The sequence below is a fragment of the Streptomyces sp. NPDC001848 genome (assembly GCF_042891915.1).
Classification (GTDB): domain Bacteria; phylum Actinomycetota; class Actinomycetes; order Streptomycetales; family Streptomycetaceae; genus Streptomyces.
Genome location: NZ_JBIATP010000004.1, coordinates 162,537 through 186,564 on the forward strand (window position 1 = coordinate 162,537; position 24,028 = coordinate 186,564).

Genomic DNA, 24,028 nt, shown 5'->3' on the forward strand with positions numbered 1-24,028 from the left:
CGTTGTCTCTGTCTCGGGGTGTGGCGGGGCTGGGGGGCGGAGGAACGCGCTCAGGAGGTGGGCAGCCAGACGCGCATGCTGCCGTCCTGGCGGTTGGCCCAGGCGTAGTAGGGGATCGCGGTCAGCTCGAGAGGCTCCCCGGCCGAGGGGTCCTCGGGGGACTCCGCGGTCCGGTACGGCCACCAGCCGGCGTCGGGGATGTGCCGGCGGAGCCCGGCGGCCACGACGGTGGTGACACCGCCGAGCAGGTCCGGGCGGTGCTTGACGGCGAGCGGACGGGTGGTGTCGATGACGACGTCGTCCAGACCGCCGCCGGGGTGGTCGACCTGCTCCAGGCAGTACACGAGCGGCCCGCGCTCGATCGCCACACAGCCGCGCACGGCGTCCACGCGTGGGTCGGCCGCGGTGAGGCGGGGCTCCAGGGCGAGTTCGAGGACGACCTGGTCGCCGGGTGCCCAGGCGCGCTCCAGCCGCAGCCAGCCGTCGTCGACGGGTGCGTCGGTGTGGTCGTACGTCGTGTCCCCGACCCGGACCCGGTACTCGCGGCACCACTGCGGCACGCGCAGGGACAGCGTCCACGGCCGCCCCTCGGGCGCCTCCTCGACGGTGAGGGCGATCGCGCCGTGCCAGGGGTAGTCCGTCACTGCGCTCATGGCGACCGGGGCGCCGTCGATGTCGCCCTCGTAGCGCCCGGTGACGTACTGGTGGATCTGCAGGCCGCCCGCGTCCGTCGAGGCGAGGTAGTGCTCCAGGGAGGCCAGCAGCCGCATGACGTTCGGCGGGCAGCAGGCGCAGCGGAACCAGCGGGTGCGGCGCGCCGACTGGTCGCCGCCGGTGTCGGTGTGGCCGTCGCGCACCTGCAACGGGTTGACGTACAGCCAACGTTCGCCGTCCAGGGAGACACCGGCGAGGAAGCCGTTGTACAGGGTGCGCTCGATCAGGTCGGAGTAGCGGGCCTCGCCGGTGAGCAGGGCCATGCGCCAGCTCCACTGGACGGAGGCGATGGCGGCGCAGGTCTCGCAGTAGGCGCGCTCGTTGGGCAGCTCGTACGGGTCGCCGAAGTCCTCCTCGTCGTGGTGGGCGCCGAGACCGCCGGTCAGATAAGTCTTGGTGGCGGTCATCGCCCGCCACAACCGCTCGGTGGCGGCTCGCAGTTCGGCCTCACCCGTCTCGGTCGCCAGGTCGGCCGCGGCGGCCAGCAGATAGAGCTGGCGTACGGCGTGCCCCTCGACGTTGGTGGCCTCGCGCAGCGGTACGCGGTCCTGGCAGTACGCCTCGTTGCCGAGCAGGCCGTGGCCGTGGCGGTCGACGAAGTAGGCGGCGAGGTCCAGGTAGCGGTGTTCGCCGGTCTCCCGGTACAGCTCGACCAGGGCGCTCTCCACTTCGGGGTGGCCGTCGATGCCGTCGATGGGCTTGCCGCTGCCGGGCGGACCGAACACCGAGTCGATGTGGTCGGCGAAACGGCGGGCCACATCGAGCAGTTCGGCACCGCCGGTCGCCCGGTGGTGGGCCACCGCGGCCTGGATCAGATGGCCGGCGCAGTACAGCTCGTGTCCCCAGCGCAGGTCCTCGTAGCGCTTACCGCCCTCGCGGAGCTGGAACCAGGTGTTGAGGTAGCCGTCGGGCTGCTGGGCGTCGGCGACGAGCGCGACGATCCGGTCCACCGCGTCGGCGAGCTGACCGTCGTCCTCCAGCTCCGTTTGATGGGCGAGCTGCCAGGAGGCGGCCTCCAGCCACTTGTAGACGTCGGAGTCCTGGAACGGGTAGGTGCCCTGGAACTGGCCCTCGGCGGTGCCCGCCACCACCTGCAGGTTGTGCAGGTTTCCCGCCGACTCCAGCAGGTGCGGGCCCTGCGGGATGGAGGTGCGTGCGTTGACCTCGCGCCGGGCGTGCCAGAAGCCCTCGCCGATGCCGACGGCGGCGGGCCGCAGCGCGGTGTAGGCCCCCGGACTGGGGCGGACCGGGCCGGGGGAGGGCGGGGTTGTGCGTGTGCGGGGCATGGTTCTCCGGGGTGCGTCGCAGGACGGGAGCAGCCGACGAGGTCGCCTCGGCTGCGAGGAGACAAGGAGGCGAAGAAGCGAAGCGGTGCATGTTTGAGCAACCGTTTTTCTGTGGTGAAAGTAGTGGACGGAAGCAGGCGGCGGTCAAGAGGAATGACACGATATTTTTCCGCTTGCTCACGGGCTGGCGCTCAGGCCGCTGCCACTGCCAGGATGGTGCGCACTGTTACCCTCAAGGAAAAGGTTTGCCCGTGACCTCTGCTGCAGGCATCCCCTCCGCCGGCCGGGCCAAGCTCGCCGATGTCGCCGCCCTGGCCGGCGTCAGCGTCGGCACGGCGTCGAAGGCGCTGAGCGGCGGCGGCAGGATGCGTCCCGAGACCCGGCAGCGGGTGCTGGACGCGGTGGAAGCACTGGGGTTCCGGCCCAACCAGCACGCCCAGAGCCTGCACACCGGCCGCAGCTGGACGGTCGGGCTGATGACGACGGACGGCATCGGCCGGTTCAGCACCCCGGTCCTGCTCGGCGCCGAGGACGCCCTGGGCGCCGGGAAGATCTCCGTGCTGCTGTGCGACACGCGCGGCGACGCCATCCGGGAACAGCACCATCTGCGCAACCTGATGGACCGGCGGGTCGACGGCATCATCGTCACCGGCCGCCGCACGGACCCACGCCCTCCGCTCACCGGCATCGAGTCGGTCCCCATCGTCTACGCGCTCTCGCCCTCGACCGACCCCGCCGACACCTCGGTGGTCTCCGACGACCGGGGCGGGGCGCACCTCGCCGTCGACCATCTGCTGGCCATCGGGCGCACCCGGATCGCGCACATCACCGGCCCGGAGCACCACGCGGCGGCCCGCGACCGCGCGCGCCACACCATCGAGCACCTGGAGCGCTCCTCCCTGGAACTCGCCACCGGACGGGTCCACTTCGGCGAGTGGAGCGAGGCATGGGGCCGCCGTGCCGCCGACGCCGTCCTGCGCACGGCACCGGACACGGACGCCTTCTTCTGCGGCAACGACCAGATCGCCCGGGGCGTCACCGACACGCTGCGCGAACGCGGCGTGAACGTTCCCGGCGACATCGCGGTCGTGGGCTACGACAACTGGGACACCATGGCCCTGGCCAGCCGCCCGCCCCTGACCACCATCGACATGAACCTCGCCGAGATCGGCAGGATCGCCGCCCTGCGCCTGCTGGAGGCCATCGACGTCGAACCGGCACCCGGCCTGCACACCGTGCCGTGCCGGCTGGTGGTGCGGGAGTCCAGCTGAGGGTTCGCGACGGCTGTCACGGCGACGCAGCCGACGTCCGGCCCGGCCACGTGGCTGCCGGTGCGGCCGGGGACGACCGGCCGCACCGGCACACATCGTCAGTCGCGGGTCAGGGCGGGCGCGACGTCCTCATGGCGTTCGGCCGGAGCGGCGCTGCGCCTGGCCGTCGTCGACCGGGCGCCGCAGAAGGCGGATTCCAGCGTACGGGCCATCGTGGTGAGCACCGCCGCGTTGTTGGAGGTGTTGGCGAGCGCGGTCACGCTGCGCCGGCCGTCCTGGGAGGTGAACGCAGAGGTGTAGTACCCCTGGACGGTGCCCGTGTGACCGACCACCGAGATACCGCACGACAGGTCACGGCGGCGCAGACCGAGCCCGTAGCCCTGGGTGCTGTTCACCGGCGTCCACCGCTCCATCTCGGCCGGCCGAGGGGCCGAGATCAGCCTTCCGCTCACCAGCGCCGAGAAGAATCTCCTTCTCCCGGTGCCGGGTTCGGCACGGACCGCGCCACGGACGCGGGCGACGGCCCCATCTGTACGCGCCGGACCGGCGGGTGGGTTGCATCGGCGCGGGGAAGTCGCCGGGGAGTGTGAAGGGGGCCGGGAGGATGAGTCGAGATGCCCCTGGCGGACGGCTCGCGCTGCGGCGCGACCGTGTTCACTGCGGCCGCGCCCCGGTGGCCCGTCAGTCGGACAAGGTGCCGCCGTCGCGCCACGGTTCCCGCGCCGGTACCGCGGCCCGCATCGAGCGCAGCGCCAGCAGCAGGACGCCGATGTCGTCCAGGTACACGGGATCCGGCACAAGGTCGGTCGGCAGCACCAGGTACAGGACCGCGCCCCAGAACAGCCAACGGGGGCCGGTGGGCAGCCCGGCACGGCGCAGGTCGCGGCGCGTGCGGACCAGCCGCCGCAGCAGGGCGAGGGCCACGCCGAGCAGAACCGCCGCGAGGACGGCGGCGACGGCGAGCACGGCCCAGGTCGTGGAATCCATGCGCAGCTCCGGGCATCCGTAGGAGTCGTCCTCTCCTACGGATGCCCGGCTTCACGGTGGACCGTGCCCGTGCGGGGCCGAACGCCCCGCACGGCCGGGGAAGAAGCGGTGCTGCGGGGGTCCCGTCAGTGGCCGGGGCGCGCCTGATTGCTCTCCACCAGGGCCTGGGTGACGGCCCGTACGCTGCGCGCTATGTGCTGCAACTGCATGACCTCGGCGGCGTACATCCTGATCGTGTGCTCGATCACCGACTCCGGCAGGCCGAGCCCGGGCAGCTCCGCGCGGGCCGTCTGCAGCGCCGTGCGGGCCACCCGCACCTCGTTCTGCACCTGGATCTGGGCGTGCCGGGCGAGCAGGACCGGGTGGCGGATCAGGGCCGGGTAGCTGGCGTAGCGCGCGGGCACGAGTTCGCGCAGCCACTTGGCCGCCGACCGCTCCCAGTCGTAGCTGCCGGGGGTTTTGACCTGGCACGGCCAGTCCGAGCTGATCGGCGAGTACGTCGTCAAGGCCATGATGTTCGCTTCCGGGTCACGTCGGCTCAGGGTGCTGCGACGACTTCGGGGGCGGCTCCGGTCTAGGGGAGGGCCGGAGCCGCCGCCGAGGATGCCCGCGCAGCGGGGCCCGGCCGGACACCCGGAACCCGGTGGGTAGGAGCGGACGGCCCCGGTTGTCCGTACGGCGCGCCCCGGCTGTCCCGGGCCGCGATCCGCGAGAAGTATTTATATATACGGACCGGATACGCAAGGACATGAAAAAATTCACGTTCGGTTTGGCGCGACAGATCCCGTTTGACGGGAACGCCGGTCCGGTGCCCGGCCGGTCAGTCCTTGAGGAAGAACTGGTGCTGATCGGCGATCTGCTCGTACTCCTCCAGGCGGGCCTGTGTCCGCTCCGGATCGGCGTCGGTCATCGCCTGCAGCAACGCCGCGGCCATCAGCCCGGGGGCGGCGTAGGAGTCGAACACCAGGCGGGAGCCGGTGCCGGTGGCGAACACGACATCGGCCTCGTCGGCGAGCGGACCCAGCCCCAGATCCGTGATCAGGGCGACCTTCAGCCCGGCGCTGCGTGCCACCCGCACCGCGGTCAGGCTCTCCTGGGCGTGCCGGGGCATCCCGAAGGCCAGTACCCAGGTTCCGCCGGCCTCCCGCGACTGCAACAACGCGTCATAGGCGACCGTCCCGCCGCGCGTCACCAGCCGTACGTCGGGGTGGATGCGCCGGGCCCCGTAGGCGAAGTACTCGGCGAGGGAGGCGGAGATCCGCAGACCCATCACCGTCAGGGGCGTCGACTCCGACAGCGCCCGCCCGATCGTGATCACCTGGTCCGGATCGGCGAAGTCCCGGCGCAGGTTCTCCAGGTTCTCGATCTCGGCGTCCACGGCCGCCTGCAGCTCATTGGCCCGCTGCTCCGCCGGAGTGCCCGGGCTGCCCAGGGTGCTCAGGGCGATGGACTGCAACTTCTCCCGCAGCGCGGGGTAGCCACTGAAGCCGACGGCGGCGGCGAAACGGGTCACCGAAGGCTGGCTCACCCCCACCCGCTCGGCCAGATCCGTGATCGACAGGAACGCGGCCTCGGTGATGTGCTCGATCAGGTACTGGGCGATCCGGCGATGCCCCGGAGACAGCCTGGGACCGTCGAACAACTCCCTGAGCTGGGACGTCGGGCTGGCACCCGCTTCCGGGGCCGTCTTGCCCGCAGTGATCGCAGATGCCTGCGCGCGTGCCTGCTGCGGCGATGGCACCGGACCTCCTCCGTTGTGTCCCAAGACCTTCAACATAGCTCACGGACAGCGCTGACCAGGGGGCTTACCGCCCATATCGCGGACAGCTCCCCGACAGGCGGGCCGCGGGCACCCGCCGTACCGTCGTGCATGGGGCCCTTGGGGCGGGGTACCCGCGTCGGCCGTCCGGTCGGCCATCGGTCTGCCATCGCGAGGAGAGGAGCGGCCGTGAACGCGTCCGAAACGCACGTACCCCAGGTCGAAGTAGTGGTCAGCGACTGCTCGGCGACGGACGCCGGGAACCTGTTCGCCGAACTGTGCCGCCACTTCGGCTCGGACCGCGCCGCCGGGGAGGCGCCCCACGAGGCGCACACCTCCCGGCCCACGATGTGGACCGGGACGTTCGACACGTCGGCCACGCGCGGCACACCTGAGCGCACGTCGCCGCCACCGCCGCTGTCCGGCCCGGTCAAGGCCGAGCTGCAGGGCGAGCCCAGGGCGGTGGAGCGACTGCGCCGCGCCCTGGACGAGCTGTACGCCGTCCACCAGCTCGGCGTCGTCGCCGGGGACCAGGAGGTCGATGTCGAGCTTCGGCTGGAGAGCCGGACGCGGCCCTGAGCGTCCCATCCGGGTGCCACGCCGGCGCCGCTGCGGGGCACCGGCGTGGCAGGCGCGGGCGGAGGAGAACCGTCCGCGGTCGCGCGCCCCGGTGAGCGGCGTCGCCTCCGTGTCCGGCACCGCCGCGTCGTTCCGGGCGCCGCGCGGGTCCGGGAGTTGCCCGCCGGAGAGGGGGACGGAGGCTGTGGCGGCTCCGGGGGCGACGGTGTGTCCGCCGGGACCGTCCGCCGGGACCATGGGCCCGGCCGTGAGCGTGGTCGCCACCGGCATCGTCGTGACCGCCGGCGGCCTTGCTGCCCGAGGTGTCCGTCCTCCTCGGGGCGGCGGACGGCAGCCTCGAGCGCGGCGCCCGGAGTTCGCGCCCACCCTCCCGCGGGCCTCGACCCCGAGGGCGCGGAAGGCCGCCGGGACCCGAGACGGTCCGCCCGCCGTTCGACGGGGGATTCCCGCCGAACGGCGCGTGCCCGGCGGCGGGGCGGTGCGCACCATGAAACGCACTGGCCACGAGGGCGTGGCCACGACGCGAGGAGCAGCCATGACCGCCGAACCGACGACCTCCCCGGCAGCCGCAGACGCCGAGCCCGTCTTTCCGCCCCCGCCCTTCGATCCGGAGCTGGCGGCGGCGCTGGAATCGATCGGCGAGCAGTTGCCCCCGGGCTTCCCGCCCGAGGCCATCCCGGAGGTGCGCGCCGGCATGCTGTTCCCGCCGCCCTCCGACGTCGAACTGCGGCGCGGCGGCGCCTTCGAGGTGGAGGAGCGGGCGGTGCCGGGACCGGCCGGTGCGCCCGATGTCTCCCTGCTCATCTGCCGGCCCACGGGTACGACCGGCCCGCTGCCGGCGATCTACCACGTGCACGGCGGGGGGATGATCCTGGGCACCAACCGGTTCGGCGTGGACGAGGCGCTCGACTGGGCCGAGGAGCTGGGCCTGGTCGTGGTCTCCGTCGAGTACCGGCTGGCTCCCGAGCACCCGCACCCGGCCCCGGTCGAGGACTGTTGGGCGGGCCTCAAGTGGACCGCCGAGAACGCCGAGGAACTCGGCGTCGACCCCGAGCGCATCATCGTCGCGGGCGGCAGCGCGGGCGGTGGCCTCACCGCGGCGCTGGCGCTGCTCGCCCGGGACCGCGGCGGCCCCGGGCTGCTGGGACAGCTGCTGATGTGCCCCATGCTGGACGACCGCAACGACTCGGTCTCCGCCCGCCAGATGGCCGGGCACGGCGTATGGGACCACACCGCCAACGCCACCGCCTGGGGCGCGCTCCTGGGCGACGCGCGCGGCGGCCCGGACGTCTCCCCGTACGCCGCCCCGGCCCGCGCCACCGACCTGTCCGGTCTGCCGCCCGCCTTCATCGACGTCGGTTCCGCGGAGACCTTCCGCGACGAGGACGTCACCTACGCCTCCCGTATCTGGCAGGCGGGTGGGCGCGCGGAACTCCATGTGTGGCCCGGCGGGTTCCACGGCTTCGACGGCTTCGCCCCGCAGGCCCCGTTGTCCCAGGAGGCCCGTGCGGCCCGGTTGCGCTGGCTGCGGCGGCTGCTGAGCGCCTGACCGGGGCCACGGGGGCCTGGCGGATCACAGGCGGATCCACAAGGACCCCCGCGCCTCTCCCCGGCGTGGCGAGCGGTCCGCCGCGCCGGGGAGGTGGCTGCGGATCCGGCCCGGCAGACGGGTGCGAAGGCTGCGGCGCTCCGCGCCCGGGGCCGCCGGCTGACCGCCTAGGGGAACAGCCGGTCCAGAAAGGCGTTGCCGAACACGCGGTGCGGGTCGAGCCGGTCGAGGACCGCGGACGCCTGGGCCCAGGACGGCCCGTCGCCGAACGAGTCGGGCACGGGGCCGTGCAGCACGTCCGGGTCCGACCACGCCGCCCGGTCCGTGTACGCCCACCCCTTGGACCACTCCACGCGGACGAGGGCCGCCCCACCGTCGTACGTGTCGAGCAGGAACTGCTCGTGCGGATGACACACTGGCCGCATGGAAGAGCGAGAATTCCGCAGGTCCGGGCAGCACGCGTCGGTGATCGGCCTCGGCACCTGGCAGTTGGGCGCCGACTGGGGCGACGTGGACGACAAGGACGCCCACGAGGTGCTGGAAGCGGCGGTCGAGTCGGGGGTGACGTTCCTCGACACAGCCGATGTGTACGGCGACGGGCGCAGCGAGCAGACCATCGCGGCCTTCCTGCTCGGCAGGCCCGACCTGCACGTGCTGGTGGCGACCAAGATGGGCCGCCGTGTGGACCAGATCCCGCAGAACTACGTCCTCGACAACTTCCGCTTCTGGAACGACCGCTCCCGCCGCAACCTCGGCGTCGACCGCATCGACCTGGTGCAGCTGCACTGTCCGCCCACGCCGGTCTACTCCTCCGACGAGGTGTACGACGCCCTGGACACCCTGGTGGAGGAGGGCCGTGTCGCCGCCTACGGGGTGAGCGTGGAGACGTGCGCGGAAGCGCTCACCGCGATCGCCCGCCCGAATGTGGCGAGCGTGCAGATCATCCTCAACCCGTTCCGCATGAAGCCGCTGCGCGAGGTCCTCCCGGCTGCGCGGGAGGCCGGCGTGGGCATCATCGCCCGGGTACCGCTCGCCTCCGGCCTGCTGTCGGGCAAGTACACCAAGGACACGGTCTTCGCCGCGAACGACCACCGCTCCTTCAACCGGCACGGTGAGGCCTTCGACCAGGGCGAGACCTTCTCCGGTGTCGACTTCGCCTCCGGCGTCGAGGCGGCGGCCGAGTTCGCCGCGCTCGCCCCGGAGGGCTACACCCCGGCCCAGCTGGCGCTCGCCTGGATCATCCAGCAGCCCGGCGTGACCACGGTGATCCCCGGCGCCCGCTCGGCGGACCAGGCCCGCGCCAACGCGGCGGCGGCGAAGCTGCCCCCGCTGTCGCGGGAGACGCTCGACGCCATCCGGGACCTGTACGACCGGCGGATCAAGGAGCAGGTCGAGGACCGCTGGTAGGGCCTGCCGCGACGGTCCCGTTGTCCGCCCGCGGAGGAGGGCGGGACTTTCGACCCGGGCCCGCTGGGCTGATCCGTTCGCACCCTCGCACCCTCACGCGCTCGCACCCTCACGCGCTCGCACCCTCACGCGCTCGCACCCTCACGCGCTCGCACCCTCACGCGCTCACGCCGTCAGGGCGGAACGGGGCGCGCGGGACGTGCCGCGCGCGGTGGCCCGGACGCGGTAGACGGTCTTCGACCGGTCGACCACCGGGTCGCCGAGCACGATCCGCCCGGCCGCGTACAACGCGTCGCACTCCTCGGTCGGCAGGGCCACGGGACGGCCGTCGGTCTGCCAGTAGCCGTACCGGCGGCGCCCGTTCGCATGCACCGTCAGAAAGACCGCCAGGCGCTGGTCCATGATCAGGCGCAGCACTTCGGCAGCACGGGAACTGAGCCGAGGGCGCGTCATGGTCGGTCAGCCTTTCCGGGGGCGGGGCGGATGATCCTCCCGCTCGGAGGGCGAGATGATCTTTACCCCGCATTGTTGCCGAGGGTACTGACAGCGCGCATCCGGCGTGCCGGGGACGCCCCGTGACGTCAAGGGGTTGCGTCTCGGGTATGTGATGACCTTCACCCCCATGTGTCGGAAAGTGATGAATTCCTTACGAGGGGAAGGCGTAAAGATTTGGGAAGTGGCAACCCAAGACCGTGGAGGTTTCACGTGCGACCGTTCACCCTCAACTACGCCGTCCCCAAAGGGGTTCAGGCCATGGTGACGCCGTACCGTTTCGATCCCTCGCGGCAGTTGAACGTGCTCCCGGACGGGCGTCCCGCCGTCAGTGACCGTGCTCTGCTGCTGTCGGTCGGCACGACGACGTCGACGGCCGGTTCGCAGACCCACTTCGACGACTGACGGCACGGACCGGATGACGGTTCTCATCCTCACGTCGGAGGAGGACGTGACGGCCGACATGGTGGTGGCCGAGCTGCATGAGCGGGCCGTGCCCGTGATGCGCCTGGACCCCGCCGACGTCCCCGGCAGGGCGGTGCTGTCGGCCGACTACGCCCACGGCGACTTCGACGGCCATCTGTCGGTGGGCGGGCACGTCCTGAGCACGGGGGGCCTGCGCTCGGTATGGGTACGCCGGCCCGGGGAACCGGCCGCCCACGCCGCGGAACCCTCGGCCTGGCTTACCGCGGAGACCCGGCAGGCCCTGTACGGCATGCTCTACTCGGCGTCCACGCGGTGGATGAACCATCCCCGCAACGCCGAACAGGCCCGCTACAAGCCGTGGCAGCTGCGGATCGCCCACCTCAGCGGCTTCGCGGTCCCGCCAACCGTCGTCACCACCGCGCCGCGCGTGGCGCAGCAGTTCGCGGAGGAGTACCGGGACGTGGTGGTGAAGTCCGCGTCGGGGCCGCCGCAGGACGAGCCCGAGCTGGCCCTGCCGACGACCCTGATCGGGCCGGACGCCGACTTCTCCGCCGTCGCGGCCGGCCCCGCCCTGCTGCAGCGCTACGTCCCCAAGCGCGCCGACATCCGGTTGACCTGCGTCGGCGCGTGCCTGTTCGGTGCCCGCAAGCAGGCGGTGCCCGGACAGGTGGACGGCCGGTTCGGCGACACCGGGTACTCCTGGGAGCCCACCGCGGTGCCCGACCGCATCGTGAAGTCGGTCCACGAGTATCTGAGGCTGTCCGGCCTCGCGTACGCCGCCTTCGACTTCGCGGAGGACGAGGAGGGGGTGTGGTGGTTCCTCGAGTGCAACCAGGGCGGCCAGTTCGGCTTCGTCGAGCTGGAAACCGGCCAGCCCATAGCGGAGTCGATCGCCCACTGGCTGGCCCGGCGCGCACCCGACCGCCGGCCCTCGGAAGGCCGCTGGTAGCCGTGGGGTCGGGCGGCGCAGCGGATCCGTACGGATCGTCCGCACCGCCCCGTCGCTCATGCCGCCGGCGGCCGGAACGTTCTCAGGAACACGTCCAGCGCCTGCTGGTTGGCGGTGCTCTGCGCGTCCGCCGCCGGGGTCGTCCAGCGCAGGGAGCAGCCGCGGTCGTCGCCGAGGAGGAAGCCCCGGCCGAAGGTGCGCACCCGGACGCCGTCCACCGTGGAAAGCCACACCATGTCGGCACCCTTGTGGCCCTGGTAGGTCACGGCGCGGATGTCGCCCACCCGTGCGTAGTCGGCGTACGTGCTTTTCAAGGACGGCTCCAGCTTCCGCCACACGGCGACCGGGTCCGTACCGAGCCGCACGCTGTAGGTGACCGCAAGCGTGCGCGGGTCGCCGCTCGCGCCGAACGTGACCCGGTAGGTGCCCTCGGCGGCGTTGTAGGTGCCGACGGGACTCCATCCCTGCGGCAGATCGATGGAGAAGCCTTCCGGCGCGTCGTAGCGGTGGAAGGTCGTTGCCGGGTTCTCGGTGGCGGGCGACGACGGGCGCGCGGACGGTGTCGGTGCCGTACTCGTCGCGGAGGGGGGTGTTCCGCCGCCGGCGCTGTTCCCGGACGGCGCGGGCGAACGCGAGGGCGCGACGGAGCGCGACGGCTCCGTCCCGGTCGCCGACGCGCCGCTCCCGTCCGAGCCACCCGTCGCGACGAGGACGGCAACCGAGGAGGCCACGACCACCAACCCGGCCCCCACCAGCGCCGACCGGCGCACGGCCGGTCTGCTCCAGGCCCGTCCCGCCCGGTGGGCGACCAGCCACGCACCCCTCAGGCGCGGCATCAGCGTCTCCTGCGTGGGCTCGCCGAGGTCGTCACTCACGATGCGCACAAGGGAGACCCGCACCGCGGACTCCGGGACCCGCTCCAGGGCGTCCCGGCGCAGCAGCCCCGTGATGGCCGGGGCCAACGGCCCGGCGCTCAGCGGGGGACGCAGCGGCAGCCGGTCCACGGCGCGCAGCGTCGCCTCGGCCGGGCCCCGGTCCCGGAACGGTGGACGGCCCTCCACCATCGCGTACAGCAGCGCTCCGAGGGCCCATTGGTCCGCCGCCGGGCCGGCGCTCGATCCGCGGGCCTGTTCGGGGGAGGCGTACGACGGCGCGGTGACCCGCTGGGTGACGGAGGATCCGATCAACCCGAATCCGGCCACCACGACCTGGCCCCCCTCCTGCACGAACACCTGCCCGGGGCTCAGGTCTCCGTGGGTGACGCCCCGCCGGTGGGCGGCCTCCAGGACGTCGAGGATCCCAAGGCCGATACGGGCGGCACGCACGTAGTTCAGGGGCCCGCGGTCCAGGATCTCCCCCAGGGGGGTGCCCTCGATCCGTTCCGTCACGGTCCACAGGACACCGTTGTCGTCGACCGCGTCGAGGACCGTGGCGATCCGGCCGGGGCACAGCAGTTCCATGGCCTCCGACTCGCGCAGGATCCGGGCGATCGTGCGGCGTGAGCTGACCTCGGGCCGCAGCGGCGCGAGCCGCGACTGGGTGAGGGTGACCGGCCGCCCGAGCTCCATGTCCTCGCCGAGCCAGACGGTGCGCCCCTCCTCACGGTGGAGGACTTCGAGCGTCCGGTACCGTCCGGCAACCAACTCCTGTGTGGAGACCTGCCCGTGGTCCATCGTCATCCCTCGCAGCGCACCGGACTCTCCCTTTCCCGGATGTACGGCGGACGTGACGGTGGGTGTTCAAAGAAAGGCGATTTTCTACGAGCCGGATTTCCCGACCCGCCCTGCACCGCTCACACGTGCGAAAACGTCGCTCCTTCGCTACTGGCCAGTAGTTTACCGTCGGTTACCGTGGCGGTCCCACCGATGTACGACTCGGCGAACGCGGCCGCCGCCGCGGGGGAGTCGAAAAGCCGCCGCAGCCGGGCGACGGCGTTGCCCGCGCGGAACGGATCGCCCGACGACGGCCCGTGCAGCAGCTCCGCGAACCACTCGGAGAACTCCTGGTACTGCCACACGCGCCGCAGGCAGGCCGCCGAGTAGTCGCGCAGGCCACCGGTGTCGCCGGTGCCCTGGTGGGCGATGAGCGCGTCCCCGAGCAGCAGCGCGTCGTGCAGGGCCAGGTTCATGCCCTTCGCGGCGATCGGGGCGACCAGGTGCGCCGCATCGCCCGCGAGGAACAGCCGCCCGTACGCCATCGGCTGGACCACGTAGTTGTGCATGTCCAGCACACGCTTCTCGATCAGCCGCCCCTCGGTCAGCGGCGGCGCCCCCGCCACGGACAGCCGTGCGCGCAGCTCGGACCAGACACGGTCGTGCGGCCAGTTCTCCGGGTCGTCACCGGGCGGAACCTCCAGGTAGTAGCGGGTGACCTGCGGGCTGCGCGCCATATGGGCGGCGAAACCGCGCGGATGCACCCCGAACACCACGCAGTCCGACGACGGTGGCGCCTCGGCGAGCAGCGCCAGCCACCCGACCCCGTAGTCGAGCCGCGCCAGGTGCGCACGCTCCGGCGGCAGAGCGGCCCGGGTGACACCGCGGGCGCCGTCGCAGCCGGCGATCACTTCGCACGCGATGCGCCGACGCTCACCGGAGACCGGATCGGTGTACGACACGGACGGATTCTCGGTGTCGATGCCGTGCACCTGCACGTCCCGCACATGGAATCGTATGTCGCCCCCCTTGACGTCCGCGTACTCGTGTACGAGGTCGGTGACGAGCAGCGGCTGGGGATAGACGAAATGGTGGTGGCCGGAGATCTCCGTGTACGGGAACCGGAGCCGCTCCCCGTCGACACGGAACTCGCACACGCTGTGGGTCTGCGCCGTCCGAAGCAGCCGCCCGGCCAGCCCGTGCCGCTCGAGCGCCCGTACGACCCACTCCTCGAGGAACCCCGCCCGGGGCCGCTGTTCGATGAACTCCCTGCTCTCCGCCTCCAGGACGACACAGTCGACCGAGGCGTCCCGCAGGACGTTGGCGAGCGTCAGCCCGGCGGGACCGGCGCCCACGATGACGACGGGAACGCGCGGCTCGGGCGGGGAAACGGGGGCGGGGGAGACGGAGGAGTCGATCATCCGGTCATTATGGCGGCGTACCGTCAACCCCTCACAGGCCAGGCGCCGTTACACGTGCCCGCCCCCGTTGTCGCGGCCTCAGCGGAGGGTCTCCCGCAGGGCCGGCAGCAGCTCCTTGCTCGACCAGTCGATGTACTCCGGCTGCGACTCGCCGCCGATCTGCACCAGCGCGATCTCTGTGAACCCGGCCTCGGCGTAGGGCCGCACGGCCTCCACGAAGTCCCCCGGATCGTCGCCGCACGGAATGGCGGCGGCCACATCGTCGGGCGTGACGAACTGGGTGGCCGACGCGAACGAATCCGGATGCGGCAGCTCGGAGTTGACCTTCCAGCCCGAGCCGAACCAGCGGAACTGCTCGTGCGCCCGCCGGATCGCCGCGTCCCGGTCCCGGTCGTAGCAGACCGGCAACTGCCCGACCCGCGGCTTTCCCTCGCCGCCGTGCCGGTCGAACGCGGCCAGCAGCTCCTGCTTCGGCTCCGTGGAGATGACCAGATCGGCGAGCCGGCCCGCGAGCGCGCACGACCGCTCACCGGAGACGGCGACACCGATCTGCGGCGGCTCGTCCGGCAGGTCCCACAGCCGTGCCGAGTCCACGCCGAAGTGCTTGCCCCGACGGCTGACATGGCCTCCGCCGAACAGGTCGCGGATGATGCCGATCGCCTCTTCCAGCATCTCGTGCCGCACCTCCACCGAGGGCCAACCCCGGCCCACCACGTGTTCGTTGAGGTTCTCCCCGGCGCCTAGCCCCAGCCGGAAGCGGCCCTGCGACAGCAGTTGCGTCGTCGCCGCCTTCTGGGCCACCACCGCCGGGTGGTAGCGGACGGTCGGACAGGTCACGTACGTCATCAGCGGGATGCGCGAGGTGGCCTGGGCGGCGGCGCCCAGCACGCTCCACGCGTACGGGGCGTGCCCCTGCTCCCGCAGCCACGGGAAATAGTGGTCGGAGGTCACGGAGAACTCGAACCCGGCCTCCTCGGCCCGCACCACATGGTCGACGAGCTCGCGCGGCCCCGCCTGTTCGGTCATCATCGTGTATCCGATTCGCACCATAAAGCGCGGGTTCCCGGTTGGAAGGGAAGAAAACTGGCCATCGCGTCCGTCCGACGGCACCGTGGACACCTGCCGGGCGGAGGCGGAAGGATGGCGCGTACAGCGATCAGCCGTCCGGTCGGCAGTCGTCACCGGAAGCCGTGCCGGCGGTCCGATCACCCGCCGAGACCGTGCAGGAGGCCGCCCGATGAGTGCCCGCCCGTTGCCCGTCAGCACACCCGCGGAGCAAGGGGTCGACGCCCACGGGATCCAGGCGTTTGTCGACGCGGTGGAGGCGGCGCCGGAGATCGAGCCGCACAGCCTGATGATCCTGCGCCACGGCCGTCTGGTGGCCTCCGGCTGGTGGGCGCCGTACACCGCCGACCGCCCCCACCTGCTGTACTCGCTCAGCAAGAGCTTCACCTCGACCGCGGCCGGGCTCGCCGTCGCCGAGGGCCTTGTCGACCTCGACGCGCCCGTGATCTCGTACTTCCCCGAGTTCGAGGCGGAGATCACCGACCCGCGCAGCCGCGCCATGCTGGTCCGGCACGTCGCGTCCATGGCGAGCGGACACCTCGACGAGACCTGGACCGAGGCGCTGGCACTCGACCGCGCGGAGCCCGTGCGCGGCTTCCTGCTGATCCCGCCGGACCGGGACCCCGGCACGGTCTTCGCCTACAACCAGCCCGCGACGTACACGCTCGCCGCGATCGTGCAGCGGCAGTCCGGACAGTCATTGACCGAGTACCTGCGCCCGAGGCTCCTCGACCCGCTCGGTATCGGGGAGGCCGCCTGGGTGCAGCATCCGCGAGGCCGTGACATGGGATTCACCGGACTGCACGCCGCCACGGACGCGGTCGCCCGCCTCGGCCTGCTGTACCTCCAGGACGGCGTCTGGGAGGGCAGGCGCCTGCTGCCCTCGTCCTGGGTCGCGGAGGCGACACGCACGCACATCGCCACCGCCGGCCGCACCCCCGAGGGGGCCGGCTCGGACTGGCAGCAGGGTTACGGCTTCCAGTTCTGGATGGCACGGCACGGATACCGGGGCGACGGGGCGTACGGCCAGTTCTGCGTCGTCCTGCCCGAGCACGACGCGGTGATCGCGACGACCGCGGCGACCGAGCGGATGCAGCAGCTGCTGGACGCCGTGTGGAACCATCTGCTGCCCGCGTTCGGCCCGGCCCCGCTCACCGACCGCGACGACGAGGACAAGGCACTCCAGCACCGCCTCGACCGCCTCGCGCTGCCCCCGGTCACGGCGGACCGCGAACCCGCACTCCGGTCGGGGATCCGCCTGACACCCGAGGGCGGCCACTGTCCGGCACAGCCGACGTTGACGGCGGTCGAGGTCACCCGGGAGGACGGCACCTGGAGGCTGACCCTGGTCGAGGGGGATGACCGCCTGGTCCTCCCCCTTCCCGGCTCCACCTGGGCGGTCGAGGAGGACCCGCTGCCCACCGCGACCAGCGGCGGCTGGACGACCCAGGACACGCTGAGCGCCGACGTCCTGTTCCTTGAGACCCCGCACCGCCTGACGATCACAGGCACGCCCGCCACGGGCACGTTCACGGCCCACTGGCACACCACACCGCTGCACGCGGGGCCACTGAGCCGCCAACGGGCGCCCCGCGCCTGACGACTCGGCTAGCCGAGCGTCTCCATCCAGTTGGCCGGGACCCTGCCGCGCGGCCCCGGCGCGGGCTGATCCTCGGGATGACTGACCGGAGGAGCCAACTCGGGCCCGGCCTCGTACAGCTCGGACGTCTCGTAGTTCCAGAACCAGCCCTCACCCGGCTCGAAACTGCGGATCACGGGATGCCCGGTGGCATGGAAGTGCGCGGTCGCGTGCTTCGCGGGCGAGTCGTCACAACACCCGATGTGCCCGCACTGCGCGCACCGTCGCAGATGGAACCACCATCCCCCTGCCGCGTCGCACTCCACGCACCCGGTGCCGCTCGGCGGGACGCTCGGGTCGATCCCCTGCACTGTGCTCACGACGACGCCTCCGCAGCTGTCTCGGAATCCACGGCATCCACGGCGGTGAGCGGCAGTCGCACCTGGAACCGCGTGTCACCCGGTTCCGACCGCACGCTCAGGCTGCCGTGGTGCTTGTTGACGACGATGCGCCAGGAGATGTCCAGGCCGAGCCCGGTTCCCTGGCCGACCGGCTTGGTGGTGAAGAACGGATCGAAGATGCGGTCGCGGATCTCCTCCGGCACGCCCGGCCCCGTGTCGCGGAACTCCACGAGCAGTTGGTCACGGTCGAGCGCCGTCCGCACGGTCAGCGTACCCTCCCCGCCCGCGTCGTTCATGGCCGACACCGCGTTGTCGATGAGGTTGGTCCACACCTGGTTCAACTCGGCGGGGTAGGCGGGGACGTTGGGCAGGGACCGGTCGTAGTCCTTGACGACGGTGATCCGCTTGCCGATCTTCCCGGACAGCATCATCAGGGTGCTGTCCAGGAGTTCGTGGACATCGGCCGTCCGGTACGGTGCCCGGTCGAGCTGGGAGTACTGCCGGGCCGCGTTGACGAGCGTGGACACCCGGGTCGTGGAGTCCTCGATCTCGTTCATCAGCAGTTCGGTCTCGACCGTGTAGTTGAGCCAGCGGACCGCGCCCTCCAGCGTCCGCTCGTCGACGGCCGCCGCGACCTGGTCCAGCCAGTCGGTGTCGAGACCGGCCTGCACGAACGTCGGCGCCAGTTGCCAGCCGCCGTCGATACCGTGGTCGTCGAGCCAGTCGCTGATCTCGTCCTCACGGTCGGACGCCTCCAGCGGGCTGACCGGCACGGCCTTGGCGACCTGTTCCGCCGTCCGCTCCTGGATGTCGACCAGTGTGAGCAGCGTGTCCGGCTCGTAGCGTCCGGCGGCGATCGCGCCCAGCTTGTGCCGCATCCCGGCGACCCGCTCGCGCAGCGCCGAGGTGGCGCGCACGGCCGCCGCGGCCGGGTTGTTCAGCTCATGGGTGAGACCCGCGGACAGCGAGCCGAGCGCCAGCAGCCGCTCCCGCTGGTTGATGACCTGCTGGGTGTTCTTGGTGCCGAAGAACAGCCCCTCCAGCAGGTGCACCGCCATCGGGAACCAGTCCCGCATGATCGAGGCGAACGTGTCCGCGGGCAGGATGAAGAACCGCGAGGGTTCGGTGACCCGCATCGACCCGCTGTACGACGCCGCGGCCCGGTCACCCAGATACGCCTGGAAGGCGCCCGCGTACACACCGCGCTGGGACGTCCGGTTGACCTCCACGTCGTCGGAGCCGACCCGCCGGGACAGCACCACCGTGCCTTCGAGGAGGACGAAGAAGCAGGTGGCGGGCTCACCCTCGGTGTAGACCGGGCCGGGGTCGAACTCCTCCACCCGGCCTTCCCGGCACAGCCGTGCCAGCTGCTCGTCGTCCAGCTTCTCGAACAGGAAGAGTGTCTTCAGCTCCGCCCGGTCACATGCCATCGGCCGGCCGCTCATCGCCGCTCCCCGCGTCGTGGGTTCATGACTGCTCCAGATACCGGTGGACGAGCATCACGGCCATGGCCCCCTCGCCCACCGCGGAAGCGACCCGCTTCGCCGACTCCGCGCGCGCGTCGCCCGCCACGAACACACCCGGGACGTTGGTCTCCAGGTGGTACGGGGGCCGGTCCAGCTCCCAGCCCTTCGGCGGCTGCCCGTCACTCGTCATGTCGGGGCCGGTCGGGATGAACCCCCTGTCGTCCCGCAGCACCGTCCCCTCCAGCCAGTCGGTCAGCGGCGCCGCTCCGATGAACACGAACAACCACTGCGCGTCGACGAGTTCGGTCTCCCCCGTCGCCACGTTCCGCAGCGTCAGCTTCTCCAGATGGCCCGAGCCGTGCGCCGCGTCCACCACGGTGCGGGTGCGGACGTGGATGTTCGGGGCCTCGTCGATCTGCTGGATCAGATAGTGCGACATCGACGCCGACAGCGACTCGCCGCGTACCAGCAGGGTGACCGACTTGCAGCCCCGGGACAGGTACATCGCCGCCTGGCCCGCCGAGTTGGCGCCGCCCACGATGTACACGTCGAACCCCGAACAGGCCGGCGCCTCCGTCAGCGCCGAACCGTAGAACACCCCGCACCCCGTCAACTCGGCCAGCCCCGGCGCCTGGAGCTGTCGGTACGACACGCCGGTCGCCAGGATCACGCTGTGCGCGCCGATCGCGGACCCGTCCGAGAACCGCACGATCCGCGCGGCCCCATTGACCTCCAGAGCGGACACCTCCCGCGCGGTGAGGATCTCCGCGCCGAACTTCTTCGCCTGCCGGCGCGCCCGGTCCGTCAGCTGCGCACCCGACACACCGTCCGGGAAACCGAGGTAGTTCTCGATCCGGGAACTCTGCCCGGCCTGACCGCCGGTCGCGGACCGCTCCACGAGCAGCGTCCGCAGCCCCTCCGACGCCCCGTACACCGCCGCCCCGAGGCCGGCGGGCCCGCCGCCTATCACGACCAGGTCGTAGAAGTCCGAGGTCGGCGTCGTGGCCAGGCCCACGTGCGCGGCCAGTTCCGCGTCCTCCGGCACGAGCAACGGCGTGCCGTCGGGGGTGACGACGAGCGGCAGCCGCTCCCCGTCCTGCCCGGCCGCCCCCAACAGCCGCTGCCCCTCGGGGGTTTCGACCGAGTACCAGCGGTAGGGCACCTGGTTGCGGGCGAGGAACTCCCGTACGTCCGACGAGCGCGCCGACCAGCGGTGCCCGACCACCTTGGTGACAGGGACCGGCCGGTAGTCGGACGTCCGCCACGCCTCCAGCAGATCGTCCAGGACCGGATAGAGCTTCTCCTCCGGCGGATCCCACGGCTTGAGCAGATAGTGGTCCAGGTCGATCACGTTGATGGCGTCGATGGCCGCGTTGGTGTCCGCGTACGCCGTCAGCAGCACCCGCCGGGCGCCCGGGTAGACGTCCAGGGCCTGTTCCAGGAACTCGATGCCGTTCATCTGCGGCATCCGGTAGTCGGCCAGGATCACTGCCACCAGGTCGCCGCGCAGCTTCAGCTCACGCAGCGCCTCGAGCCCGCTCTCACCGGACTCGGCGCGCACGATGCGGTACGACTCGCCGTACCGGCGGCGCAGGTCGCGCGCCACGGCACGCGACACTCCGGGGTCGTCGTCCACGGTAAGGATGACGGTCCGTGCAGCTGCCCCCGCAGCCTGTGCCATGAGCTCTCCCACCCCGAGTCGTCCAGGTCTCGCCATCGTATGTTCGATCGTCCGGTTTCGCTCCTGAACCCGGTGAGCACCCGGCCGGTGGCATGATCATCCTCACGGGAGCAGCGACCGAGCAGCGACAGGAAGGCAGCAGCATGACCCGCCCGATCACCGTGGGAGTGGACGGATCGCCGGAGAGCGCCGCCGCGGCTGCCTGGGCGGGCCGGGAGGCCGTGCGCCGGGCCCTGCCGCTGAGGATCGTGCACGCCTGGCAGTGGCAGGCCCTGGACATCGCCCTCGCGGCCGACGAGGACGCCCAGGCCCGATGGGCCCAGGAGACCGTGGACGCGGTCCGGGCCACGCTCACCGAGCGGCACCCGGGGCTGACCGTGACCGCCGAGGCGCTCCAGGACGCGCCCGTCGAGGCACTGCTCGCCGAGGCGGCCACGGCCGAACTGCTGGTGCTGGGCTCCCGCGGGCACGGTGCCGTCGTCGGATTCCTGATCGGCTCCGTCGGCCAGCAGGTGATCGCCGAGTCCACCCGGCCCGTGGTGCTGGTGCGCGCCGCCGACCGGCCCGCGGCCGAGGCGGCGGGCCGCGACATCGTCGTGGGACAGCACGGAGGGCCGGACGACAGCGCGCCCGCACTCGCCTTCGCGTTCGCCACGGCCGCCGCCCGGGGCGCGGCCGTTCGCGTCGTACGGGCCTGGAGCCTGCCACCCGTGTTCGCCTACAGCCCCGGCTCGCTCAGACTGCTCGACGAGGCCGGTGGACTGGAACCGCTCGAGAGGAAGGCGCTCGACGAGGCGCTGCGCCCCTGGCGGGACCGCTACCCGGACGTGCCGGTGACCGAGCACGTGGAGATGGGCGGCGCGGCCCAGGTACTGCTCTCCGCGGCCGGCGATGCCCAGCTCGTGGTGGCGGGACGCCGTGCCGCCCGGGCGGTGGGGCCCCGCATCGGCTCGGTGGCGCACGCGCTGCTGCACCACGCACCCTGCCCGGTCGCGGTCGTACCGCCCGCCTGAGCGCCTGTGGCACATCCCCGGCCGGACGCCGTCGCCCGGCCGGGGACGTGACACAGGCTCCGGCTCACAGGGCGCGGTCGAACAGGGCCAGCAGCTCCCGCCAGTGCCGTTCCGCCGCCTCGGCGTGGTAGCTGGAGGTGTCCTCCTGGGTGTAGCCGTGCGGGGCGCCCTCGTAGACCTCGCAGCGGTGACGCACGCCCGCGTCCGTGAGCGCCTTCTCCAGCCGATCGATCTGCTCGGGCGGCAGCGAGTGGTCCTGGTCGGCGTGTCCGAAGTACGCCTCCGCGGTGATGCGGTCGGCCACCAGGTGGGGGCTGTCCGGCTTGTCCGTCGCCAGCTGCCCGCCATGGAAGCCCGCCACGGCGGCGACCCGCTTCGGATGCGTGCCGGCCGTGCGCAGGGCCAGCCGGGCGCCCATGCAGTAGCCGGTGACACCGACCGGGCCGTCGGCGGCCCGCGGGCAGTCGGCGAGCCGGCGCAGGTAGGCGCCGGCGTCACGCTCCACACGCTCGGGCGTCAGCGCCCGCATCATCGGCATGATCTGCTGGAAGATCTCCGGACGCGCCGACGGGTCGATGAAGTCGGGCAGCTCGACCACGGGCGCCCGCCCGTGGCGGTAGAAGACGTTCGGCACCAGGACCGTGTAGTCGTGCCCGGCGAGGCGGTCGGCCATCTTCTTCAGGTTGGGGCGCAGTCCGAAGGCGTCCATGTAGAGCAGGACCGCCGGGTGGGGGCTGTCGTCGTCCGGGTGGACCAGGTACGCGTCTGCCGTTCCGTCCTCGGTGGTGATGTCCACGGACGTTCCACGGATGGCGGTCATGTGTGGTTCTCCTGCCTGTCGACGTCGGCCGGCGACGGCCGGCCGGCCTTGCCGATCATCATCATCGCAACGCCGGCCGGCGGGCTGCTCACGAGGGTCGAACAGGACCGTCCACGTCGTGGACCTGCGGATCGGTCGGCGTTTCGTCCCGCGGATCGGCCGACGCTGCGTCCTGCGGATCGGCCAGTGTCTCGCGGACCTTGGGCAGGATGTTCTCCACGTAGTCCTTCACGGCGGTGTCCAGACCTATGTCGTGCTGGGCCCGCTCCGACAGATACCACCGGTGCTCCAGCAGCTCGTGGTACAGCTCCGCCGGATCCATCGACCCCCGCAGCTCCGGCGGCACCGCCCGCACGGTGGGCCGGAACACGTCCCGCACCCAGCGGTGGGCGAGCACTTCGGGCCGGGCGGCGAGGGGGTCGCCGGGTGCGTAGTCGTCCTGGGTGGCCATCCAGCTCTCCAGGTCGTTCAGCAACCGCCGCGCCTGGTTCTCCTCGGTGTCGAGACCCGTCAGCCGGAGCAGCTGCCGCTGATGGTGCCCCGCGTCGACGACCTTCGGCACGAAAGTGACGGTGTCGCCGTTGGAGGAGTGCGAGATCTGCATCTCGGCCACGTCGAACCCGAGGTCGTTCAGGCGGCGGACACGGCGGTCGATGTAGTGGTACTTGCCCGCCGGGTACACGGAGGTGCGGGTCAGCTCGTCCCACAGACCCGAGTACCGCGCGCAGATCTCCATGCCGAACTCGATCGGATCGACGGACGGGTGCAGTGCCCCGGAAGCCTCCAGGTCGAGCAGCTCACCGCTGATGTTGACGCGCGCCAGATCGAGGTCGTACTCCCGCTGCCCGGGGCTCAGTCGGGGGTGCAGCTCGCCGGTCTCGGCGTCCACCAGGTACGCGGCGTAGGCGCCCGCGTCGCGCCGGAACAGGGTGTTGGACAGCGAGCAGTCCCCCCACGCGAATCCCGCCAGATGCAGTCGGACCAGCAGCACGGCCAGCGCGTCCATCAGCCGGTGCATGGTGGCGGGCCGCATGGTCGTCTCGAACATCGAGCGGTACGGCATGGAGCCCCGCAGATGCCGGGTGATCAGCACCGGCTCCAGGGGCTCACCGTCCTTGCCGGTACGGCCGGTGACCACGGCGAGCGGGTCCACCGCCGGGATGCCGAGCCGGTCGAGGTCCCGAAGCAGCTCGAACTCGCGCACCGCTGGCCGCTCGGCGAGCTCCTTGACGGCCACGACCTCGGTCCCGGCGCGCGCGTAGCGCACCACGTGCCGGGAGATTCCGCGGGGAAGCGGCACGAGGTGATGCTCCGGCCACTCCTCCAGGGGCAGCTGCCAGGGCAGTTCGAGCAGGAGCGCGGGGTGCTCCGGATTGGTCGCGCTGATCTGCAGAGCCATCGATGAACTGTCCTTGCCTCACGGGTTGCCGACGTACCAAGGAGCATCACCGCACCGGCACGGCACCGGAGTCAACAGCCGGCCCGGATCTTGGACGGGTATGTGCGGTGCC

General features: G+C 71.9%; 21 protein-coding genes and 2 pseudogenes. 8 read left to right on the forward strand and 15 right to left on the reverse strand.

Annotation, left to right across the window (positions count from 1 at the left end):
• Positions 1–50: 50 nt before the first annotated feature.
• Entirely contained in the window at positions 51–2,000 is a 1,950-nt protein-coding gene (locus ACFYZJ_RS09720) for a glycoside hydrolase family 127 protein (RefSeq protein ID WP_388564911.1), read from the reverse strand.
• 251 nt (positions 2,001–2,251) lie between these two features.
• Between ACFYZJ_RS09720 and ACFYZJ_RS09725 the strand changes: the two genes are divergently transcribed.
• The gene (locus tag ACFYZJ_RS09725; protein WP_388564914.1) at positions 2,252–3,271 is read left to right on the forward strand and encodes a LacI family DNA-binding transcriptional regulator; all 1,020 of its coding nucleotides are present in this window, start codon (positions 2,252–2,254) and stop codon (positions 3,269–3,271) included.
• 98 nt (positions 3,272–3,369) lie between these two features.
• Here ACFYZJ_RS09725 and ACFYZJ_RS09730 read toward each other — a convergent pair.
• From ACFYZJ_RS09730 to ACFYZJ_RS09745, 4 genes and pseudogenes are all read right to left on the reverse strand, one after another.
• A pseudogene (locus ACFYZJ_RS09730) lies at positions 3,370–3,738 on the reverse strand (peptidase M15); the annotation flags it as partial.
• A gap of 214 nt (positions 3,739–3,952) precedes the next feature.
• Positions 3,953–4,258 carry a YkvA family protein gene (locus ACFYZJ_RS09735; protein ID WP_388564917.1) on the reverse strand — a complete coding sequence of 102 codons (306 nt, stop codon included), beginning with the start codon at positions 4,256–4,258 and terminating at the stop codon, positions 3,953–3,955.
• A gap of 125 nt (positions 4,259–4,383) precedes the next feature.
• Positions 4,384–4,770 carry a hypothetical protein gene (locus ACFYZJ_RS09740; RefSeq protein WP_388564919.1) on the reverse strand — a complete coding sequence of 129 codons (387 nt, stop codon included), beginning with the start codon at positions 4,768–4,770 and terminating at the stop codon, positions 4,384–4,386.
• A gap of 308 nt (positions 4,771–5,078) precedes the next feature.
• The gene (locus ACFYZJ_RS09745) at positions 5,079–5,999 is read right to left on the reverse strand and encodes a MurR/RpiR family transcriptional regulator (protein ID WP_388564922.1); all 921 of its coding nucleotides are present in this window, start codon (positions 5,997–5,999) and stop codon (positions 5,079–5,081) included.
• A gap of 207 nt (positions 6,000–6,206) precedes the next feature.
• Here ACFYZJ_RS09745 and ACFYZJ_RS09750 point away from each other — a divergent pair, with 207 nt between their 5' ends.
• Positions 6,207–6,596 carry a hypothetical protein gene (locus ACFYZJ_RS09750; RefSeq protein WP_388564924.1) on the forward strand — a complete coding sequence of 130 codons (390 nt, stop codon included), beginning with the start codon at positions 6,207–6,209 and terminating at the stop codon, positions 6,594–6,596.
• 535 nt (positions 6,597–7,131) lie between these two features.
• Positions 7,132–8,145, forward strand: a complete 1,014-nt coding sequence (locus tag ACFYZJ_RS09755) for an alpha/beta hydrolase (RefSeq protein WP_388564926.1) — start codon at positions 7,132–7,134, stop codon at positions 8,143–8,145.
• Positions 8,146–8,312: 167 nt separating this feature from the next.
• Here ACFYZJ_RS09755 and ACFYZJ_RS09760 read toward each other — a convergent pair.
• Positions 8,313–8,546 (reverse strand): annotated as a pseudogene (locus ACFYZJ_RS09760) (cholesterol oxidase substrate-binding domain-containing protein); the annotation flags it as partial.
• A 22-nt stretch (positions 8,547–8,568) separates the two neighbouring features.
• On the opposite strand from ACFYZJ_RS09760, the gene ACFYZJ_RS09765 reads away from it, so the two are divergent.
• Positions 8,569–9,552 carry an aldo/keto reductase gene (locus ACFYZJ_RS09765; protein ID WP_388564928.1) on the forward strand — a complete coding sequence of 328 codons (984 nt, stop codon included), beginning with the start codon at positions 8,569–8,571 and terminating at the stop codon, positions 9,550–9,552.
• Positions 9,553–9,717: 165 nt separating this feature from the next.
• Here ACFYZJ_RS09765 and ACFYZJ_RS09770 read toward each other — a convergent pair whose 3' ends face one another.
• Complete coding sequence (locus ACFYZJ_RS09770; protein ID WP_388564931.1) at positions 9,718–10,005, reverse strand: hypothetical protein; 288 nt, start codon at positions 10,003–10,005, stop codon at positions 9,718–9,720.
• Between the two features lie 252 nt (positions 10,006–10,257).
• On the opposite strand from ACFYZJ_RS09770, the gene tgmA reads away from it, so the two are divergent.
• Together tgmA and tgmB are read left to right on the forward strand one after the other, a co-directional pair.
• Positions 10,258–10,449, forward strand: a complete 192-nt coding sequence (gene tgmA / locus ACFYZJ_RS09775) for a putative ATP-grasp-modified RiPP (protein WP_388564933.1) — start codon at positions 10,258–10,260, stop codon at positions 10,447–10,449.
• Between the two features lie 13 nt (positions 10,450–10,462).
• Positions 10,463–11,419: an ATP-grasp ribosomal peptide maturase gene (tgmB, locus tag ACFYZJ_RS09780; protein WP_388564934.1), complete on the forward strand. Its 957-nt coding sequence runs from the start codon at positions 10,463–10,465 to the stop codon at positions 11,417–11,419.
• 56 nt (positions 11,420–11,475) lie between these two features.
• Here tgmB and ACFYZJ_RS09785 read toward each other — a convergent pair whose 3' ends face one another.
• From ACFYZJ_RS09785 to ACFYZJ_RS09795, 3 genes are all read right to left on the reverse strand, one after another.
• Positions 11,476–13,098 carry a protein kinase gene (locus ACFYZJ_RS09785; RefSeq protein ID WP_388564935.1) on the reverse strand — a complete coding sequence of 541 codons (1,623 nt, stop codon included), beginning with the start codon at positions 13,096–13,098 and terminating at the stop codon, positions 11,476–11,478.
• Positions 13,099–13,211: 113 nt separating this feature from the next.
• Positions 13,212–14,492: a 4-hydroxybenzoate 3-monooxygenase gene (locus tag ACFYZJ_RS09790; RefSeq protein WP_388564937.1), complete on the reverse strand. Its 1,281-nt coding sequence runs from the start codon at positions 14,490–14,492 to the stop codon at positions 13,212–13,214.
• A 78-nt stretch (positions 14,493–14,570) separates the two neighbouring features.
• Positions 14,571–15,542 carry an LLM class F420-dependent oxidoreductase gene (locus tag ACFYZJ_RS09795; RefSeq protein WP_388564939.1) on the reverse strand — a complete coding sequence of 324 codons (972 nt, stop codon included), beginning with the start codon at positions 15,540–15,542 and terminating at the stop codon, positions 14,571–14,573.
• Between the two features lie 187 nt (positions 15,543–15,729).
• Between ACFYZJ_RS09795 and ACFYZJ_RS09800 the strand changes: the two genes are divergently transcribed.
• Entirely contained in the window at positions 15,730–17,157 is a 1,428-nt protein-coding gene (locus ACFYZJ_RS09800) for a serine hydrolase domain-containing protein (RefSeq protein ID WP_388564941.1), read from the forward strand.
• Between the two features lie 8 nt (positions 17,158–17,165).
• Here the strand turns inward: ACFYZJ_RS09800 and ACFYZJ_RS09805 are convergent, their stop codons facing one another.
• From ACFYZJ_RS09805 to ACFYZJ_RS09815, 3 genes are read right to left on the reverse strand one after another with little or no spacing between them, the layout of a single operon-like run.
• Positions 17,166–17,516 carry a UBP-type zinc finger domain-containing protein gene (locus ACFYZJ_RS09805; RefSeq protein ID WP_388564943.1) on the reverse strand — a complete coding sequence of 117 codons (351 nt, stop codon included), beginning with the start codon at positions 17,514–17,516 and terminating at the stop codon, positions 17,166–17,168.
• A complete protein-coding gene (locus ACFYZJ_RS09810) occupies positions 17,513–18,982 on the reverse strand; it encodes an ATP-binding protein (RefSeq protein ID WP_388564945.1) in 1,470 nt (489 codons plus the stop codon). Before ACFYZJ_RS09810 ends, ACFYZJ_RS09805 begins: the two co-directional genes overlap by 4 nt.
• 22 nt (positions 18,983–19,004) lie before the next feature.
• Positions 19,005–20,684, reverse strand: coding sequence for an FAD-dependent oxidoreductase (locus ACFYZJ_RS09815; protein ID WP_388564947.1), 1,680 nt, complete (start codon positions 20,682–20,684; stop codon positions 19,005–19,007).
• Positions 20,685–20,827: 143 nt separating this feature from the next.
• On the opposite strand from ACFYZJ_RS09815, the gene ACFYZJ_RS09820 reads away from it, so the two are divergent.
• Positions 20,828–21,697 (forward strand): universal stress protein, encoded by an 870-nt coding sequence (locus ACFYZJ_RS09820; protein ID WP_388564949.1) that lies wholly within the window; start codon positions 20,828–20,830, stop codon positions 21,695–21,697.
• A 64-nt stretch (positions 21,698–21,761) separates the two neighbouring features.
• Here ACFYZJ_RS09820 and ACFYZJ_RS09825 read toward each other — a convergent pair whose 3' ends face one another.
• Positions 21,762–22,517, reverse strand: a complete 756-nt coding sequence (locus tag ACFYZJ_RS09825) for a dienelactone hydrolase family protein (protein ID WP_388564951.1) — start codon at positions 22,515–22,517, stop codon at positions 21,762–21,764.
• 88 nt (positions 22,518–22,605) lie between these two features.
• Positions 22,606–23,916, reverse strand: coding sequence for a DUF4032 domain-containing protein (locus tag ACFYZJ_RS09830; protein WP_388564953.1), 1,311 nt, complete (start codon positions 23,914–23,916; stop codon positions 22,606–22,608).
• Positions 23,917–24,028: the final 112 nt, after the last annotated feature.